The 18,237-nt window shown below is 74.6% G+C and carries 15 protein-coding genes; 13 read left to right on the forward strand and 2 right to left on the reverse strand.

Annotated elements, in window-relative coordinates:
* Positions 1-5: 5 nt before the first annotated feature.
* The 8 genes from A6V29_RS14290 (at position 6) to A6V29_RS14325 (ending at position 10,139) form a co-directional block, all read left to right on the forward strand.
* Positions 6-449, forward strand: a complete 444-nt coding sequence (locus tag A6V29_RS14290; RefSeq protein ID WP_137160907.1) for a hypothetical protein — start codon at positions 6-8, stop codon at positions 447-449.
* Positions 446-1,672, forward strand: a complete 1,227-nt coding sequence (locus A6V29_RS14295) for an NAD(P)/FAD-dependent oxidoreductase (protein ID WP_137160908.1) — start codon at positions 446-448, stop codon at positions 1,670-1,672. The genes A6V29_RS14290 and A6V29_RS14295 overlap by 4 nt, the downstream gene beginning before the upstream one ends.
* 121 nt (positions 1,673-1,793) lie before the next feature.
* Positions 1,794-3,134: a type I glutamate--ammonia ligase gene (gene glnA, locus A6V29_RS14300; protein WP_137160909.1), complete on the forward strand. Its 1,341-nt coding sequence runs from the start codon at positions 1,794-1,796 to the stop codon at positions 3,132-3,134.
* A 45-nt stretch (positions 3,135-3,179) separates the two neighbouring features.
* Complete coding sequence (locus A6V29_RS14305) at positions 3,180-4,925, forward strand: hypothetical protein (protein WP_137160910.1); 1,746 nt, start codon at positions 3,180-3,182, stop codon at positions 4,923-4,925.
* A gap of 47 nt (positions 4,926-4,972) precedes the next feature.
* Positions 4,973-5,716 carry a type 1 glutamine amidotransferase gene (locus A6V29_RS14310; RefSeq protein ID WP_137160911.1) on the forward strand — a complete coding sequence of 248 codons (744 nt, stop codon included), beginning with the start codon at positions 4,973-4,975 and terminating at the stop codon, positions 5,714-5,716.
* A 4-nt stretch (positions 5,717-5,720) separates the two neighbouring features.
* Positions 5,721-8,822: a bifunctional [glutamine synthetase] adenylyltransferase/[glutamine synthetase]-adenylyl-L-tyrosine phosphorylase gene (locus A6V29_RS14315; RefSeq protein ID WP_137160912.1), complete on the forward strand. Its 3,102-nt coding sequence runs from the start codon at positions 5,721-5,723 to the stop codon at positions 8,820-8,822.
* 116 nt (positions 8,823-8,938) lie between these two features.
* Positions 8,939-9,757 carry an aquaporin gene (locus A6V29_RS14320; protein WP_249933236.1) on the forward strand — a complete coding sequence of 273 codons (819 nt, stop codon included), beginning with the start codon at positions 8,939-8,941 and terminating at the stop codon, positions 9,755-9,757.
* A gap of 70 nt (positions 9,758-9,827) precedes the next feature.
* The gene (locus A6V29_RS14325) at positions 9,828-10,139 is read left to right on the forward strand and encodes a CDGSH iron-sulfur domain-containing protein (RefSeq protein ID WP_137160913.1); all 312 of its coding nucleotides are present in this window, start codon (positions 9,828-9,830) and stop codon (positions 10,137-10,139) included.
* A gap of 5 nt (positions 10,140-10,144) precedes the next feature.
* Here A6V29_RS14325 and A6V29_RS14330 read toward each other — a convergent pair whose 3' ends face one another.
* Positions 10,145-11,167, reverse strand: coding sequence for an iron-containing redox enzyme family protein (locus tag A6V29_RS14330; RefSeq protein ID WP_249933237.1), 1,023 nt, complete (start codon positions 11,165-11,167; stop codon positions 10,145-10,147).
* 63 nt (positions 11,168-11,230) lie between these two features.
* On the opposite strand from A6V29_RS14330, the gene A6V29_RS14335 reads away from it, so the two are divergent.
* The 4 genes from A6V29_RS14335 to A6V29_RS14350 all read left to right on the forward strand — a co-directional run bounded on the left by A6V29_RS14335 (position 11,231) and on the right by A6V29_RS14350 (position 16,199).
* Positions 11,231-12,076, forward strand: coding sequence for an SDR family NAD(P)-dependent oxidoreductase (locus A6V29_RS14335; protein ID WP_137160914.1), 846 nt, complete (start codon positions 11,231-11,233; stop codon positions 12,074-12,076).
* 77 nt (positions 12,077-12,153) lie between these two features.
* Positions 12,154-12,996, forward strand: a complete 843-nt coding sequence (locus A6V29_RS14340) for an ABC transporter ATP-binding protein (RefSeq protein ID WP_137160915.1) — start codon at positions 12,154-12,156, stop codon at positions 12,994-12,996.
* Positions 12,997-13,051: 55 nt separating this feature from the next.
* Entirely contained in the window at positions 13,052-14,089 is a 1,038-nt protein-coding gene (locus A6V29_RS14345; RefSeq protein ID WP_137160916.1) for an ABC transporter substrate-binding protein, read from the forward strand.
* Positions 14,090-14,096: 7 nt separating this feature from the next.
* Complete coding sequence (locus tag A6V29_RS14350) at positions 14,097-16,199, forward strand: iron ABC transporter permease (RefSeq protein WP_137160917.1); 2,103 nt, start codon at positions 14,097-14,099, stop codon at positions 16,197-16,199.
* Positions 16,200-16,260: 61 nt separating this feature from the next.
* Here the strand turns inward: A6V29_RS14350 and glnA (A6V29_RS14355) are convergent, their stop codons facing one another.
* Positions 16,261-17,694 (reverse strand): type I glutamate--ammonia ligase, encoded by a 1,434-nt coding sequence (glnA, locus tag A6V29_RS14355; RefSeq protein WP_137160918.1) that lies wholly within the window; start codon positions 17,692-17,694, stop codon positions 16,261-16,263.
* Between the two features lie 120 nt (positions 17,695-17,814).
* On the opposite strand from glnA (A6V29_RS14355), the gene A6V29_RS14360 reads away from it, so the two are divergent.
* Positions 17,815-18,234, forward strand: a complete 420-nt coding sequence (locus A6V29_RS14360) for an RDD family protein (protein ID WP_249933238.1) — start codon at positions 17,815-17,817, stop codon at positions 18,232-18,234.
* Positions 18,235-18,237 lie beyond the last annotated feature (3 nt).

The raw sequence follows: 18,237 nt of genomic DNA on the forward strand, positions 1-18,237 counted from the left end.
TCGTCATGACGACCCAGCTGAACCGCACCCGTCCGCACCTCCCGGCCGCCCTGTCCGGCGACCCCGCCCGGCAGGCCTTCGTCCTGCTGCGCACGGTGTTCACCGTCGCGCCCATCGCCTTCGGGCTGGACAAGTTCGCCAACCTGCTGACCGACTGGCCGGACTACCTCGCCCCGTGGATCGACGACCTCGTGCCCGGCACCGCGCAGCAGGCGATGTACGCCGTGGGCGTCGTCGAGGTGCTCGCCGGCGTCGTCGTGGCCGTCGCCCCCCGCTTCGGTGGCTGGCTGGTCGCGGCCTGGCTCGGCGGCATCATCCTCAACCTGCTGACCATCCCGGACCACTACGACATCGCGCTGCGGGACTTCGGGCTGCTCGTCGCCGCCGTGGCCCTGGCCCGCCTCGCCGTCAGGTACGCGCCGCGTCCGGGGGCCGGGGACCGGTCATGACGTCGGCCCCGTTCGTGGTCGTCGAGGGCGGGCTGGCCGGAGCGAAGGCGGCCGAGACGCTGCGGGCCGAGGGGTTCGACGGGCGGCTCGTCCTGGTCGCCGGCGAGGAGGAGCTGCCCTACGACCGCCCGCCCCTGTCCAAGGACTACCTGCTCGGACGGGTTGATCGGGAGAGCCCGCAGGTGCACCCGCTGGACTGGTACGGGGAGCAGAGGATCGAGCTGCGCACCGGGGTCCGCGCGCAGCACCTCGACGCCTCCGACCGCCGACTGACGCTCAGCACCGGCGAGCGCCTGGCCTACCGGTCGCTGCTCCTGGCCACCGGGTCCTCGCCCCGGCGGCTGCCGGTCCCCGGGGAAGCGCTCGACGGCGTCCGGTACCTGCGCACGCTCGCCGACGCCGAGGTGCTCCTCGCCGACCTCCGCGGTGGGGGAAGGACCGTCGTGGTCGTCGGCGCCGGCTGGATCGGCCTGGAGGTCGCGGCGGCAGCCCGCGCGCACGGGAACACCGTGACGATCGTCGAGCCGCAGCCCACCCCGCTGCACGCCGCGCTCGGGCCCGAGATGGGCAGGGTGTTCGCGCGGCTGCACCGCGCTCACGGGGTGACGCTGCTGACCGACACCGTCGTGCGCGAGCTCCGTGGCGCGCAGGGGCGGGTGCACACGGTGGTCACCGACCGGCACGCCGGTCTCGAGGCCGACGTCGTCGTCGTCGGCATCGGCGCCACCCCGGACGTCGGCCTGGCCGCCGCCGCCGGGCTGGCCGTCGACAACGGGATCCTCACCGACCACGCGCTGCGGACGTCGGCGCCCGACGTCGTCGCTGCTGGAGACGTGGCGGCGTCCTTCCACCCGCTCTACGGCCGGTACGTCCGCGTCGAGCACTGGGCGAACGCGCTCAACGGCGGTCCGGCCGCCGCGCGGTCGATGCTCGGCCGGGAGGTCATCCACGACCGCGTCCCGTACTTCTACACCGACCAGTACGAGCTCGGCATGGAGTACTCCGGCCTGGCCGGGCCGGGTGACCGGCTGGTGTGCCGCGGTGATCCGGAGGACGGCGCGTTCATCTCGTTCTGGACGGCGGACGGCCGGGTCACCGCCGCGATGACGGTGAACACCTGGGACGTCACCGAGCCGGTCCAGCAGCTCATCCGGGGACGGCGGCGGGTGCCCGCCGGGGCGCTCGCCGACGGGGACACCCCGCTGGAGCTGCTCGCCGCCTGATCCGGGCGGACGGCGTGTCCGGGCGCGCCGGGGTGCCACGCATCCCCCGGACGGGGCAGGCTGGGCGGCGTTCCACGGCGACGACACATCCCGGAAACGATCGGACGCGATCATGGCGAGCATGGACCGTCAGCAGGAGTTCGTCCTGCGCACCCTGGAAGAGCGCGACATCCGGTTCGTCCGGCTCTGGTTCACCGACGTGTCGGGTTACCTGAAGGCCGTCGCCGTGGCTCCGGCCGAGATCGAGGCGGCCTTCGCCGAGGGCATCGGCTTCGACGGCTCGGCGATCGAGGGCTTCGCGCGGGTCTACGAGTCCGACATGCTCGCCAAGCCCGATCCCGGCACGTTCCAGGTGCTGCCCGGCCGGGACGGACGGGCCAGCGACACCGCACGGATGTTCTGCGACATCACGCTGCCGGACGGCTCGCCGTCCTGGGCCGACCCCCGGCACGTCCTGCGCCGGGCGCTGGCCAAGGCCGCCGACATGGGGTTCACCTTCTACACCCACCCCGAGGTCGAGTTCTTCCTGCTCAAGGACCTGCCGTCCGACGGCACGCCCCCGCAGCCGGCCGACAACGGCGGCTACTTCGACCTGTCCACGCACAACGTGGCGCACGACTTCCGCCGGGAGGCGGTGTTCGCGCTCGAGGCGATGGGGATCTCGGTGGAGTTCAGCCACCACGAGGTGGCGCCGGGCCAGCAGGAGATCGACCTGCGCTACGCCGACGCGCTGTCCATGGCCGACAACATCATGACGCTGCGGCACGTCGTCCGGGAGGTCGCACTGGCCCAGGGCGTGCACGCCACCTTCATGCCGAAGCCGTTCACGGCGGAGGCCGGCTCGGCCATGCACACGCACCTGTCGCTGTTCGAGGGCGACCGCAACGCCTTCCACGACGCCGCGGACCCGATCCGGCTGTCGACGACGGCCAAGCAGTTCATCGCCGGGCTGCTGGTCCACGCCCGGGAGTACACGGCGATCACCAACCAGACCGTGAACTCCTACCGCCGTCTGCTGGCCGGCACCGAGGCACCGACCGCCGCGACCTGGGGCCGGGCCAACAGGTCGGCGCTGGTGCGCATCCCCGAGTACAAGCCGAGCAAGGCGCAGTCGGCGCGGGTGGAGGTGCGCTCGCCGGACTCGGCCTGCAACCCCTACCTCACCTACGCCATCCTGCTGGCCGCCGGGCTGCGGGGCATCGAGAAGGGCTACGAGCTCCCGCCCGAGGCCGAGGACGACGTCTGGTCGCTCACCGACACCGAGCGCCGGGCCGCCGGCTACGAGGACCTCCCGGTCTCCCTCGGCGAGGCCCTGACCGCGATGCAGAGCAGCGAACTTGTCGCCGAGACCCTCGGCGAGCACGTCTTCGAGTTCTTCCTCCGCAACAAGTGGGAGGAGTTCAACTCCTACCGGCAGAACGTCACGCCGTTCGAGCTGCGGCGCTACCTGCCCGGCCTCTGAGGGGAGGACCCCGTCGAGGAGCGGTCACCGACGCGCCGGGATCCGATGCTGCTCGCGGGGCTGCTGCTGGTCCTCGGTCAGACCGTCGTGCGGGCGCTGGTCGTCGTCCCCTCGTACTACTGGCAGGACGACTTCGTCCACCTGTACCTGGCGCGCGAGCTCGGGCTGTCGCGGGAGTTCCTGGTCCGTGACCACAACGACCACCTCGAGATCGGGGCGAACCTCCTCCACTGGCTGCTCGGCCGGACCGCCACCACGTCCTTCCTCCCCGCGGCGCTCGGCCTGCTCGGCCTGCAGCTGATCGCCTCGCTCCTGCTGCTCGCCCTGCTGCGGGAGCTGTTCGGCCGCTCGCCGTGGCTGCTGGTTCCGTTCGCCGGCTACCTGTTCACCCCGCTCGCCCTCCCCGTCGCGACCTGGTGGTCGTCGGGGCTGGAGGCGCTGCCGCTCCAGATCGGCATGCTGCTCGCGCTCCTGGGGCTGGTGCGCGCGCTGCGCCGGCGCTCTGCGGGATGGGCCGCGGTCTCCGTGGCCGGCCACGCCCTGGGCCTGCTCGCCTACGAGAAGGCGCTCCTGGTCCTGCCCACGCTGATCGCGGTGCTCGTGCTCGTCGAGTGGGCCGGCGTCCCGGCGGGCCGGCGGCTCGGGCTGCTCGCCCGGAACTGGCGCTACCTGCTGGGGCACGTCCTGCTCGTGGCGGCCTACGTCCCCCTCTACCTGGCGGTGGTCGACCCCTCGCCGGGCACCGAGTCCGACGGCGGCTCCGCCGGCGCGTGGGTCGGGTACACGGTCTTCCGGCTGCTGCTGCCGGGGATGTTCGGCGGCCCCTGGACGAGCCCCGAATCCGACGACGACACCCGCCTCCCGCCGGTCGAGGAGCCGGTGGCGGTCGCTCTGGCCGTGCTCGCCGTCGCCGTCGTCGCGCTCAGCGTGTGGCTGCGGGGACGGCGGGCGCTCGCCGGCTGGCTGCTCGTGGCCGGCTACGTCGCCGTGGACCTCGCGCTGGTCGTGGTCGGCCGGAGCCGGCTGCTGGAGATGGTGACCGGCGATCCGCGCTACCTCGCCGACGCGCTGCCGGTCGTCGCGATCGGCTGCTGCGCCGCCTTCAGCGGACCGCTGGTGCAGCGGCGCGTGCCCCGGTGGCTGCCGCGCCTGGCCGGTTCGCTGGCCGCGGCGCTCGCGGTGAGCGCGCCCCTGGTGGCCGGCGCCGTCGTCTCGACGGCTCTCGTCGCGGAGGAGATGCAGCACCGGCAGTCGCGTGATTACGTGGCCGCCGTCCTGCAGGCGATGGCGGACCGCCCCGGGGCCTCCGTGGTCAGCAGCCAGCCGCCGTGGGACGTCAACATCTTCGGCTATCCGGGCCTGCGCGAGATGATGCTCGCGCTCGGCCGGGACGTGGACTTCGACCTGCCGGGGACCGAGATGCACATGTTCGACGGGTCGGGCGAGCTGCGGCCGATCACCGTCATCGGGCGGCTGCAGGCATCCGGCCCCGTGCCGGGCTGCGGCTGGCCGGTGAACCCGGGAGGTCAGCGGCTCGCCGAGCTCGCCCGCGGGACCGGCGCGGCCGAGGTCGTGCGACTGGGGTACCTCGCGGGCGAGGGCGCGACGCTGACCCTCGCCGTCGGCGACGACGAGCAGGAGCTGCGGGTGCCGCCGGGCGCCGGGCAGGCGTTCTTCGTCGTCACCGGGCAGCACGGGCCGGTGGAGATCCGGGCCGACGACGCCGGTGCGTCCGGCGTGTGCGTCAGCGACCTGGTCGCCGGGAGCCCGTGGCCGGCCGACGGACCGTGACCCCGGACCGTGACCCCGGCACGGAGCGGGCCACTAGCCTCAGCTCCGTGACGACCACCGAGAGCCGCCTGCTCGTCGTCGTCCCGAGCGAGACCGACCCGCCCGCCCGCCTCGGGCAGTGGCTCGCCGACGCCGGGCTGACCCTCGACGAGCGGCGCCTCGGGCGCGGCGACGCCCTGCCGGAGACGCTCGCCGGCCACGACGGGCTGGTCGTGCTGGGCGGGCCCCAGTCCGCGGCCGACGACGACGCGACGAGCCCCGAGCTGGTCGGCGTGCGCGCGCTGCTGCGGGAGGCGGTCGCGGCCGACCTGCCCACCCTCGCCGTCTGCCTCGGCGCCCAGCTGCTGGCCGACGTCGGCGGGGGCGCCGTCCGCCGCGGCGCCGAGGGGCCGGAGGTCGGCGCCACCCTCGTCGCCAAGCGGGACGCCGCCTACGCCGACCCGGTGTTCGGCCCGCTGCCGCTGGCCCCCGACGTCGTCCAGTGGCACCACGACGAGATCGCCGCGCTGCCCCCCGGCGCGACCCTGCTGGCGAGCAACCCGCACTACGCGCACCAGGCCTTCCGGGTGGGCGGGGCCGTGTACGGCCTGCAGTTCCACATCGAGACGACGCCGGAGATGGTGCGCGCCTGGGCGGAGCACGACCGGGTGGGCGTCGCCGCCAGCGGTCTCGACGTCGACACGATCTGCGCCCGGGCGGAGGCCGTGCACGACGACCTCGCCGAGACGTGGGCGCCCTTCGCCGCCCGCTTCGCCGACCTGGTGCGGGCCCGCGCCGAGCAGGTGGCGTGAGCCGGTGACCACCTCCGAGGCGGAGATCCCGCGCCGCGCCGTCGTGCGGCTGGTCCGGTTCGGCTTCGAGGACGGGCAGCGCGCCGCCCGCCTGCTCTCGCACCCCGACCTCGGCCTCTGGGACCTCGACCGCAACGAGCCCGCGGACCCGGAGGCCGGACCGGTGGTCGCGGCGCTCGCTCGGGCAGGCGACCCCGACCTGGCGGTCCGCTCCCTGCACCGGCTGGTGGAGGCCCTCGACGCGGCCGACGACAGCGGCGGCTCCGCCGCCTCGCTGCTGGCGCGGCTGCGCGGCTCCGGCGTGCTGCGGTCCCGGCTCCTCGCGGTGCTCGGCGCGAGCTCTGGGCTGGCCGACCACCTGGCCGCGCACCCGCACGACTGGACGGTCCTGGACGACGACGACGAAGCGGGCTACGTCCGGCCGACGCAGCAGGCGCTCGAGCGGCAGCTGCTGACCGCCGTCGGCGCCGACCCGGACGACCCGCCGTGGGGGGTCCGGCTCGGCAAGGGCGCCCCGGACGCGGAGCCGCACCGGGTCGCCGCGCTCCGGCACGCCTACCGGCGGGCGATCCTCTCCGTCGCCGGCCGCGATCTCGGGGACGGCCTGGCCGCGGAGGACGTCGCGGCGGAGCTGGCCGACATCGCCGCCGCGGTGCTCACCGCCGGGCTGGCGGTCGCCGTGGCCGAGCAGCCGGACGACGCCGCCGCCTGCCGGCTCGCGGTCATCGCGCTGGGCAAGACCGGCGGGCGGGAGCTCAACTACGTCAGCGACGTGGACGTCGTCTTCGTCGGCGAGCCCGTCGACCCGAGCGGGTCGGAGAGCGCGGCCCTGAGCAGCGCCACGCGCGTCGCGGCTGCGCTCATGCGGATCTGCCGCGAGGCGGCCTGGGAGGTGGACGCCGCGCTGCGGCCGGAGGGCAAGGCCGGGGCGCTCGTGCGCACCCTCGCCGGCCACCAGGCGTACTACGAGCAGTGGGCCGGCACCTGGGAGTTCCAGGCGCTGCTGAAGATGCGCCCGGTGGCCGGTGACCCCGACCTCGGCCGCGGCTACGTCGACGCCCTGTGGCCGCTGGTGTGGCGCGCCGGTGACCGGCCCGGGTTCGTCGGCGAGGTGCAGGCGATGCGCCGCCGGGTGGAGGCGCACATCCCGCCCACCCAGGCCGACCGGGAGCTCAAGCTGGGGCCGGGCGGGCTGCGCGACGTGGAGTTCGCCGTCCAGCTGCTGCAGCTGGTCCACGGGCGGGGCGACCCGTCGCTGCGGCTGGGCGGCACGTTGCCGGCCCTCACGGCGCTGTCGGCCGGCGGCTACGTCGGGCGCGAGGACGCCGCGACGCTCATCGCCTCCTACCGCTTCCTGCGCACCGTCGAGCACCGGCTGCAGCTGCTCCGCCTGCGCCGCACCCACCTGCTGCCCACCGACGAGCAGCAGCTGCACTGGCTGGCCCGGTCGATGGGCTACAAGCCCGACGCCCGCGGGGGCGCGGTCGACGTGCTGCGCGCCGAGCTGAACCTGCACACCCGCGAGGTGCGCCGGCTGCACGAGAAGCTCTTCTACCGCCCGCTGCTCTCCGCGGTGGCCCGCGTGCCCGGCGAGCGGCTGCAGCTCGGCTCCAAGGCCGCGGGGGACTGGCTGCGGGCGCTGGGCTTCGGCGACCCCGAGGCGGCGCTGCGCCACCTGGCCGCGCTGACCGGCGGGGTGTCCCGCTCGGCCTCCATGCAGAAGTACCTGCTGCCGGTGCTGCTGCAGACGTTCGCCTCCTGCCCCAACCCGGACGCCGGACTGCTGGCCTACCGGCAGGTCAGCGAGGCCCTCGGCGGCAACCAGTGGTTCCTGCGCCTGCTCCGCGACGAGGGGCTGGTGGTCGAGCGGCTGGCGCAGCTGCTCGGGTCCAGCCAGTACGTCGCCGGGCTGCTCACCCGCACCCCCGAGGCGCTGCGCCTCCTCGCCGACGACGCCGAGCTCGAACCGCGCGACGTCGCCGTGCTCACCCGGGCGTGGCGGCAGGCGGCCGGGCGCGCGGACGATCCGCAGGAGGGCGTCCGCGTGCTGCGCAGCCTGCGCCGGCAGGAGCTGCTGCGGATCGCCTGCGCCGACCTGCTCGGCCGGCTCGACCCGCTCCGCGTGGGCCGGGCGCTGGCCGACGTCGCCGTCGCGACGCTGCGCGCCGGGCTGGACATGGCGGTGCGGGCCCACGCCCAGGAGATCGGGGTCGACCCGGCGGACCTGCCGATGGACCTGGCGATCATCGGCATGGGCAGGCTGGGCGGAGGCGAGCTCGGCTACGGCTCCGACGCCGACGTCCTCTTCGTGCACCGGCCCCGGGAGGGAGCCGACGAGGGGAAGGCCAGCGCCGCGGCGAACGCCGTCGCCCACACCCTGCGGCGGCTGCTCGGCGAGCCCGGGCCGGACCCGGCGTTCGAGATCGACGCCGACCTGCGCCCCGAGGGCCGGCAGGGCGCGCTGGTGCGCAGCCTCGCGGCCTTCGGCGAGTACTACGAGCGCTGGGTGTCGCTCTGGGAGGTGCAGGCACTGCTCCGGGCGGAGCCGGTCGCGGGCGACGAGGAGGTCGGCGCGGCGTTCGTCGAGCTGGTCGACCCGATCAGGTACCCGGCCGGGGGGATCGACGCCGGCCAGGTCGCCGAGATCCGCCGCGTCAAGGCGCGGGTCGAGCGCGAGCGGCTGCCGCGGGGCGCCGATCCGGCCACCCACACCAAGCTGGGCCGCGGCGGGCTCTCCGACGTCGAGTGGACCGTGCAGCTGCGGCAGCTCCAGCACGCCGGCGAGCTGCCGGAGCTCCGCGTGCGGCCGACCGTCGAGGGGCTGACCGCGCTCGGCGCGGCGGGGCTGCTGACCGGCGACCAGGTCGCGACGCTGCGGACGGCGTGGGAGCTCGCGACCCGCGCGCGCAACGCGATCTTCCTGGTGCGCGGCCGCCCGAGCGACCAGCTGCCCCGGCCGGGGCCGGAGCTCGACGGGGTGGCGCGAGCCTGCGGCTACGGGCCGGACACCGATCCCGGCCAGTTCCTCGACGACTACCACCGCGCCACCCGGCACGCCCGGACCGTCGTGGAGCAGGTCTTCTACGGCTACGCGGGCGAGGGCTGAGGGCGGTCCGAAAGACCCTGTCGGCGGGGCGGCTCGCAGGCCACTCTCGTCGGTGCCCGCAGCGTGGCCGCCCCGGAGGCGGCGCGAGGGACGGCTGCGGCCCACCGGGAGGTCGCGTGGTGTCACCCACTCTGGTCCGCTCGCTCGTCGCCGAGTTCATCGGCACCGCGCTGCTCGTCGCCGTCGCCGTCGGTGCTGCCGTCTGCGGCATCGACAGCGTCGGCGCCTTCGGCGTGGCCCTGGCTTTCGGGCTCACGCTGCTCGCGCTGGCCTACGCGATCGGCCCGGTCTCGGGCTGCCACATCAACCCGGCGGTCACCCTCGGGGTGCTGCTGTCCCGGGGCATGACGACCACCGAGGCCGGCCTCTACTGGGTGGCGCAGTTCGCCGGCGGCATCGCCGGTGCCGCCTTCCTCCAGCTCCTGACCAGCGACTTCGGCGAGGTCACCGACCAGACCGGTGTCCTCGGGGCCAACGACTGGGGTGCGACCATCAGCGGGGGAGGGGCCTTCGTCCTCGAGGTGCTCCTCACCTTCGTGTTCGTGGCGGTGGTCCTGCTCGTCACGGGCAAGGCCGCCGCACCGGGCTTCGCCGGGCTCGCGATCGGGCTGGCGCTGGCGGCGGTGCACCTCGTGGGCATCCCGCTCACCGGCACCTCGGTCAACCCGGCGCGCTCCCTCGGCCCCGCGCTGTTCGCCGGCGGGGATCCGCTGGCCCACGTGTGGCTGTTCCTGCTGGCGCCGCTGGTCGGCGCGGTCCTCGCGGTGGTCGTCGTCCGGCTGCTGGCCGTGCCGACGTTGACCGGAGCCCCGGCGGAGCTCGACGAGACCGGCGTCCAGCTGCCGGAGGGGGAGCGACCGGCTGGCGCGGCCGACGAGCTGCCCCGCGCGCGGAGCGCGGCGGAGGCGACCCGCCGGCAGCCCACCACCGGCTGACCGGTCACCCGGGCGGGTCGGTTCGCGGGCGCGGCGTGTGCCCGGCGGGGGAGCGGGGCAGAGGAGGGTCGTGTCGAGCTGCCTCCCCGCCGAGTCCGATCTCCCCGACGACGTCGATGCCGCCACCGACGACGGTGCTTCCGGCGACGCGGCGACCATCACGCCCTACCGCGACGGTCCGCTGATCGTGCGCGGCAACTTCCGGCTGGTCGACCAGGACGGCGCGGAGATCGACCCCGGCCGGCGCACGATCGCGCTGTGCCGGTGCGGCAAGTCCGGCATCAAGCCGTTCTGCGACGGCACCCACAAGCGAGCCGGGTTCACCGCCCCGAGCGCGCCCAGCGCCCCGCGGCCGGTGTCCCACCTCCGCCCGCAGGACTGAGCCGGTCAGGCCGCGACCGGCTCCCGACGCAGCGCGGACCTGCCCGCCTCCCACGCGCCCAGCAGGTGGCGGGCGGTGACGCCGTCCATCGCCAGCGCGCAGCGGGCCCCGAAGAGGACGTCCGCAGCCAGGGCCGGGTCCGCCGCGACCAGCGAGCCGCACATGTCCACCGAAGCGATCTGCTCGTGGACGGCGTCGGCCTCCACGTGCTCGTCGTAGAAGACCCGGGTCGACTCGTCGAAGCCGAGCCGGCGCAGGCCGGCCGAGTACCGGCGACTGGGCTCCGAGGAGGTCATCTCCACGCAGGCGAGGTGCCCGAGCGCCGCGCCGCGCCACCGGCGGTGCAGCCCGAACAGCGACATGGTGTTCACGTGCGCGAACGCCGCCGCCGGAGCGTCCTCCCAGAGCGCGCCGTAGGTGGAGTCCAGCCCGAGGTCGCGCAGCAGGCCGGCGAACAGCTCGCTGTGCATGCGCGTGGCCGAGCCGCCGCCGTACTCGTCGGCCTGGATCTCGACCATGGCCGCCTTCGCCGCACCCGAGAGGCGGGGGATGGCGAACGTGTGCGGGTCGCCCTCCTTCAGGTGGTAGACCGACCGCAGGGTCAGGTACTCCCGCCACTGCTCGAGCGTGCCCTCGCGGGCCATGTACCTCGCCAGCGACGGGCCGTCGTCCTCCGCGATGGCCGCCGCGAGCTGGCGGTCGATCGGCTCGTCGGTCACCGGCACCGGGCCGACCAGCCCGCGCAGACCCGACAGGTGCAGCTGCTCGAGCCCGGACCGCACGCGGATCAGCTCCGGGTCCCACTCCCAGTCCTCGTCGACGCCGTCGAAACCGCGGTAGTGCAGCTCGTAGCAGATCGCCAGCGACAGCTGCAGGTCCTCGTCGGTGAGCGGGCCCGCGGAGCCGTCGGCGAGGCGGGCGGCGGCCTCGAGCGTCCGGGCGGAGAGAGTGGGGCGGCCGGCGAGGTCCTGGGTGAGCGACTCGCTGAGCGGGCCGCGGGGAGAGGGCAGGTGCATGTGCTCGCCCATGCCCAGGCCTTCCGTTTTCGATGCCTGCGCGCATGTGATGTCCCCCGGGGGTAGGACGGCCCCATGCCGGATCCGAGCACTCGCGTCCTCCTCGTCACCGGCGGCAGCGCCGGGATCGGCCGCGCGACGGTCCGGCACCTGGCCGCGGCCGGTGCCCGCGTCGTCACCTGCGCCCGGGACGGCGACCGGCTGGCCGCGGCCGTGGGGGACCTCCCCGTCGTGACGACGACGGCGGCCGACGTCGCCGACGCGGCCGACCGCGCCCGGCTGGTCGAGGCGGTCATGGCCGAGCACGGCCGGCTCGACGGCGTCGTCCTCAACGCGGGGCTGGGCTGGGCCGGGCTGGTGGAGGACATGCCGGGCGACGTCGTCGAGGGCGTCGTCGCGCTGAACCTCACCGGGGCGATCGAGGTGACCAGGCTGGCGCTGCCGCACTTGCTGGCCGCGGCCCGGGAGCGGGGGAGGGCCGACGTCGTGGCGGTCTCCTCGGTGGCGGCGTGGGCGCAGGTGCCGCCGCTGTCCGTCTACTCGGCGACCAAGGCGGGACTGGACGGGTTCGTGAAGGGACTGCGCCGGGAGGTCACCGCCCGCGGTGTCCGGGTGCACACCGTCAACCCGTTCTTCGTGCGGACCGAGTGGCTCGCCCGTGGGCACGGCTCCGCACCGGAGTCCGACGACGACGCCCGCGGCCGGCTCTCCCGCGGCATCGCACCCGAGCGCGTGGCCGAGGCGATCGGCGCCACCCTGGACGCGCCCCGATCGCGGACTGTGGCGGTGCCGCGGTGGGCGGGCGCCGTTCGGCTCGGGGAGGTGACGCCGGTCGACCGGCTGCTGGACGCCGTCCTGTCCCGCCGCCTCGGTGCGGTCCGGCGGGCGGCCGACCGCGCGGTGCGGCGACGCACCGGCTGAAGCGCGGGCGCGGACTTCCGAAAAAAACCGGGAGGGCAGTGATCAACTGGCGACTCATTTAGGTTAGCCTCACCTCCGTGACGACGTCTCTGCACGGCGACGACCTCGTGCTCGGGTACCACGGCACGACGGTGGTCCACGGCGTCTCGGTCGGGATCCGTCCGGGGGCCGTCACCGCGCTCATCGGACCGAACGGCAGCGGCAAGTCCACGGTGCTGCGGTCCATGGCCCGGCTGCACGCGATCGAGTCCGGCCGGATCGGGCTGGGCTCCGGCGCCGACGACGCCGGGCGCGAGGACGCCGCCGCGCTGTCGGCCCGCGAGTTCGCCCGCCGCGTCACGCTGCTCTCCCAGTCCCGCCCCCACCCGTCGGGGCTCGCGGTCCGCGACGTGGTGGCCTTCGGTCGCCATCCGCACCGGCGCCGGTTCGCCGCCCTGTGCGCCGCCGACCGCACCGCCATCGCCTCGGCCATGGACCTCACCGGCGTGACCGCCATGGCCGACCGCCCCGTCGACCAGCTCTCCGGCGGGGAGCTCCAGCGGGTCTGGCTGGCGACGTGCCTCGCCCAGGACACCGGCGTGCTCCTCCTGGACGAGCCGACCAACCACCTCGACCTGCGCTACCAGGTCGAGATCCTCGACCTGGTGCACCAGCTGGCCGCCGACCACGGGACGGCGGTCGGCATCGTGCTGCACGACCTGAACCACGCCGCGACCATCGCCGACACCGTGGTGCTGCTGCACCGGGGCCGCATCGCGGCGGCCGGCGACCCCGCGTCGGTGCTGACCGGCGCGCACCTGTCCGAGGTGTACGAGCTCCCGATCGAGGTGCAGACCGACCCGCTCGCGGGCCTGCTGCGGATCGAGCCGCGGGCCCGCCACCACGAGCGGCGCCGACGCCGCCTCCCGGCCGCCGTCTGACCGGCGCCGACCCCACCCAGAGCCGCACCACCCTGACTCCTCGGAAGGACCCCGCATGCCCAGATCCACCCGTCTCCCGTTCGCCCGCGTCGTCCTCGGCGTAGCCGCGGCGTGGCTGGCGCTGACCGCGTGCGGGACCAGCGACCCCGAGCCCAGCGGCAGCGAGGCGGCCACGGAGAACGCCTCCGCCGAGGGCTGCGACGGCGTCGAGACCTCCAGCGGCCCGGTCACCGTCACCGACGCCTTCGACCGGACCGTCGAGCTCGACGAGCCGGCCGAGCGGGTCGCCGTCCTCGAGTGGCAGCAGACGGAGATGGTGCTCTCGCTGTGCCTGAACCCCGTCGCCGTCGCCGACGTCGAGGGCTTCGGGCAGTGGAACACCGCCGAGGAGCTGCCCGAGGGCGTGGAGGACGTCGGCACGCGCGGCGAGCCCAACCTCGACGCCCTGTTCGCCGCACAGCCCGACCTGGTGATCGTCGAGGCCTCCGGCGAGGACGACCCGGTGCTCACCCAGCTCGACGAGTACGACGTGCCCGTGCTGGCCACCGTCGGCGCCGACACCACCGACCCGATCCAGAACATGCGCGACACGTTCACCCTCATCGCCGAGGCGACCGGCCGGGAGGACCGCGCCGAGCAGGTGCTCGAGGAGTTCGAGACGACGCTCGAGGAGGCGAAGCAGGCGGTCGCCGACAGCGACGTCACCATCACCGACTTCGTCTACTTCGACGGGTACGCGCAGGGCGGCAACGTCGCGTTCCGCCCCTTCGGCCAGGGCTCGCTGTTCGGCGAGCTCGGCGAGGAGCTGGGGCTGACCAACGCGTGGACCGGACCGGTGGACGAGGCCTACGGCCTGGGGTCGACCGACATCGAGGGCATGCGCTCGGTCGGTGACGCCGCGTTCTTCTACACCGGGACCGAGATCGAGGAGTACCAGCTGGCGCCGCTGCTCGAGGGCAACCCGGCCTGGTCGTCGATCCCCGCCGTCGCCGAGGGGCGGCTGTACGAGTTCCCGCCCGGGATCTGGACGTTCGGCGGCCCCCGGTCGGCGGAGCAGGCCCTCCAGGCCTACGTCGACCTGCTGACGAACTGACCCCACGGTGACCCAGCACGACCAGGCTCTCGCGCAGCCTGCCCGGCCCGCGCACCCGCCCTCGCCGGCGGGGGTCGGGCAGGCCGCGAGCGCGGCGGGGGCCGTGGTCGTGCTGGTGCTCGTGGTCGCCGCGGCGGCCGGCTGGCACCTGACGCAGGGGACGTCGGCCGTGGGGCTGGCCGACCTGGTCGGGCTGCTCACCGGCCGGGACGACATCGACGCCGGCACGCGCGACGTGCTGGTGGGCTCGCGGATCCCGCGCCTGGCCGCAGGCCTGGCCGTCGGCTTCGCGCTCGGGGTGGCCGGCGCGCTCTTCCAGTCGCTGGCCCGCAACGCGCTGGCATCGCCCGACACGCTCGCCGTGACCGCCGGCGCGCACTTCGCGGTCAGCGCCGTCGCGGCGTTCGGGCTGGCCGTGCCCCTCGCCGCGTCCGGTGCCGTCGCCACCGCCGGTGGGCTCGCCGCCGCCGGGCTGGTGCTCGGGCTGGCCGGTGGGGGAGGGACGTCCACGACCCGGCTCGTCCTCGCGGGCACGGCCGTGGCCATGGCGCTGCAGGCCGCCACCGCCGCGCTGCTCCTCCTCTTCGCGCAGGAGACCACCGGCCTGCTGGCATGGGGCAGCGGCTCGCTCAGCCAGCTCGGCCTGGACGCGTTCCGGCGCGCCGCACCGGTCGTCGTCGTCGCCACGCTGTGCGCGCTGCTCATCGCCCGCCGGCTGGACCTCCTGGGCCTCGGCGACGACACCGCCGGCGTCCTCGGCGTCCCGGTGCGCTCGACCCGGGTCATCGGCACGGTGCTGGCCGTCCTGCTGACCGCGTCCGCGGTGACCCTGGCCGGGCCGATCGGCTTCGTCGGGCTCGCCGCGCCGGTGCTGGCCCGGCTGATGTCCCGCGCGTTCCCGGCCCTGCAGCGGCACCTCGTGCTCATCCCGGTGGCGGGCCTGGTCGGTGCGCTCGTCGTCGTCCTCGCCGATGCCCTCCTGCGGGCGGCGGTCGGCGCCGACCGGGCCATCGCCATCCCCACGGGCGTCACGACGACGCTCCTCGGTGCGGTGCTCCTCGTCGCTCTCGCCCGCCGCGGCCGCGATTCCGGTCCGACGCGGCAGCCTCCGGGCACCGGTGTCGTGGCGCGGTCCCGGCGGCGGTTCTGGATCGTGATCTCCGTCAGCGCGGCCCTCGTCGTCGCGGTGGGGTTCGTCGGGCTGCTGGCCGGCAACACGTGGCTGCGCACGGGTGACCTCGCGCTGTGGCTCGGGGGCGAGGGATCGCCGTTCCTCCGGTTCGTGCTCGACGAGCGCGCGCCGCGGGTCGCCGCGGCGCTGCTGGCCGGTGCGGCACTGGCGCTCTCCGGCTCGCTGGTGCAGGCGACCTGCCGCAACCCGCTCGCGGAGCCCGGGCTGCTCGGCATCACCGGCGGCGCCGGCCTCGGAGCGGTCCTCGTCGCCGGGGGTGGGGGAGCCAGCGGCACGACCACACTGCTCGCGGCGAGCACGGGAGCGCTGGTGGCGTTCGCCCTGGTCTACGGGCTGGCCTGGCGCAAGGGCCTGAACACCGACCGGCTGGTCCTCATCGGGATCGGGTTCTGGTACGGGTCGGTGGCCGTCACGACGTACCTGCTGCTGCGTGCCAACCCGTTCGACACGCCCCGGATCTTCACGTTCCTGGCGGGGACGACCTACGGCCGCTCGTGGAGCCAGGTGCTCCCGGTCGCCGTCCTCCTGCTGATCGCACTGCCGCTGGCCGTCGTCGTCCGGCGCGAGCTGGACCTCCTCGCGCTCGACGACGACACCCCGCGGGTGGTGGGGGTCGGGCTGGAGCGCGTGCGGCTGCTCGTGCTCACCGTCGCTGCGCTGCTCGCGGCGACCAGCGTCATCGCCGTCGGCGTCGTGGGCTTCGTCGGGTTGGTCGCCCCGCACCTGGCCCGCGGGCTCGTGGGCGGCCGGCACGCGCGCTCGGTGCCGGTGTCGCTGCTGGCGGGCGCGGCCCTGCTCGGTGTCGCGGACCTCGTCGGGCGCACGGTGCTCGCTCCCGCCGAGCTCCCCGCCGGGCTCGCCGTCGCCCTCATCGGCGCCCCGTACTTCGTCTACCTGCTCTCCCGCTCCCGCAGCTGACCCCCGGAGACACCGCGGCCCCCGACCTGGCGGGCAGGTCGGGGGCCGCGGCGGGACGGGCTCAGATGTCGTAGTACATCGCGAACTCGTGCGGGTGCGGGCGCAGGCGGATCGGGTCGATCTCGTTGGCCCGCTTGTAGTCGATCCACGTCTCGATCAGGTCGGGGGTGAACACCCCGCCGTCGATCAGGTACTCGTGGTCGGTCTCGAGGTTGTCCAGCGCGGCGTCCAGCGAGGCGGGGACCTTCTCGATGCCCAGCGCCTCCTCCGGCGGGAGCTCGTAAAGGTCCTTGTCGATCGGGGCCGGGGGCTCGATCTTGTTCTTGATGCCGTCGAGGCCGGCCATCATCATCGCCGAGAAGGCGAGGTAGGGGTTGGCCGACGGGTCCGGCACGCGGAACTCGATGCGCTTGGCCTTGGGGCTGTCCCCGGAGATCGGGATGCGCAGGCACGCCGACCTGTTGCGGGCGGAGTAGACGAGGTTGATCGGCGCCTCGTAGCCGGGCACCAGGCGGTGGTAGCTGTTGACAGTCGGGTTCGTGAAGGCCAGCAGCGACGGCGCGTGGGCCAGCAGGCCGCCGATGTAGTGCCGCGCCATGTCGGACAGACCCGCGTAGCCGGTCTCGGCGTGGAACAGCGGCTGCCCGTCCTTCCAGAGGCTCTGGTGGCAGTGCATGCCGGAGCCGTTGTCGCCGTACAGCGGCTTCGGCATGAAGGTCGCCGTCTTGCCGGCGGCCCAGGCGGTGTTCTTGATGACGTACTTGAACAGCATCAGGCTGTCGGCCGAGCGCAGCAGCGTGTCGAACTTGTAGTTGATCTCCGCCTGACCGCCCGTGCCCACCTCGTGGTGCCCGCGCTCGAGCTCGAGCCCGACCCGGGTGAGGTTGCGCATCATGTCGGCGCGCAGGTCGCTCTGCTGGTCGTAGGGCTCGACCGGGAAGTAGCCGCCCTTGGGGCGGGCCTTGTAGCCCCGGTTCGGGCTGCCGTCGAGCTCGGTGGCGGCCCCGCTCCGCCAGGAGCCCTCCTCCGAGTCGATGTGGTAGTAGCCCTCGTTGATCGAGGTGTCGTAGCGCACCGAGTCGAAGACGTAGAACTCCGCCTCGGGGCCGAAGTACGCGGTGTCGGCGATGCCGCTGGCCGCCAGGTACGCCTCGGCCTTCTTCGCGACGTTCCGCGGGTCGCGGCTGTACGCCTCGCGGGTGATCGGGTCGTGGATGAAGAAGTTGACGTTCAGCGTCTTGTGCTTGCGGAACGGGTCCACGAAGGCGCTGTTGGCGTCCGGGAGCAGCAGCATGTCGGACTCGTGGATGCCCTGGAAGCCACGGATCGAGGAGCCGTCGAAGCCGAGCCCCTCGGAGAACGTGTCCTCGCCGAACGTCGACGCAGGGATGGTGAAGTGCTGCATGACGCCGGGCAGGTCGCAGAAGCGCACGTCGACGAATTCGACGTCGTTGTCGCGGATGTAGGCGGCGACCTCGTCGGGGCTGGTGAACATCGATCCTCCGGGATGGGGCGGACTACTGCAGGCAACCTACGAGCGGAGAGTTGCCCCGGAATGTCCCTATTGTTTCCGGGCCGTAACAACGCCTCGAGCCGGGCTCCTAGGGTGGTCGTCGTGGTCGATGACGCCCTGTCACCCTCTCAGCAGCGCCCCCGTGGCGCCTCCCTGGGGCTGCCGGCCGAGGGGCAGGGCTCGCTGGCCGGCTTCAGCACGCGCGCCGTCGCTTTCCTGGTCGACGCGCTCGCGGCCGCCCTCGTCGCCGGCCTGTTCACCGCGCCGCAGCCTCCCGGCAACTGGAGCCTGCTGTCCTTCGGGCTGATCACCGTGGCGTTCCTGGTGGCGGCGGGGCAGACCCCCGGCATGCGGCTGCTCGGGTTGCGGCTGGCCCATCCGCGGCCCGGGGCGCGGACGGCGCTGTGGCGGGCCGTCGTGCGCACGGGTCTCCTCATGCTGCTGGTGCCGGCGCTGCTGGTCGACGCCGACGGCCGCGGCCTGCACGACCGGCTGACCGGCACGGCCGTCGTCCGCGGCTGACGC

Source organism: Blastococcus sp. CCUG 61487 (genome assembly GCF_005222955.1).
Taxonomy (GTDB): Bacteria; Actinomycetota; Actinomycetes; order Mycobacteriales; family Geodermatophilaceae; genus Blastococcus.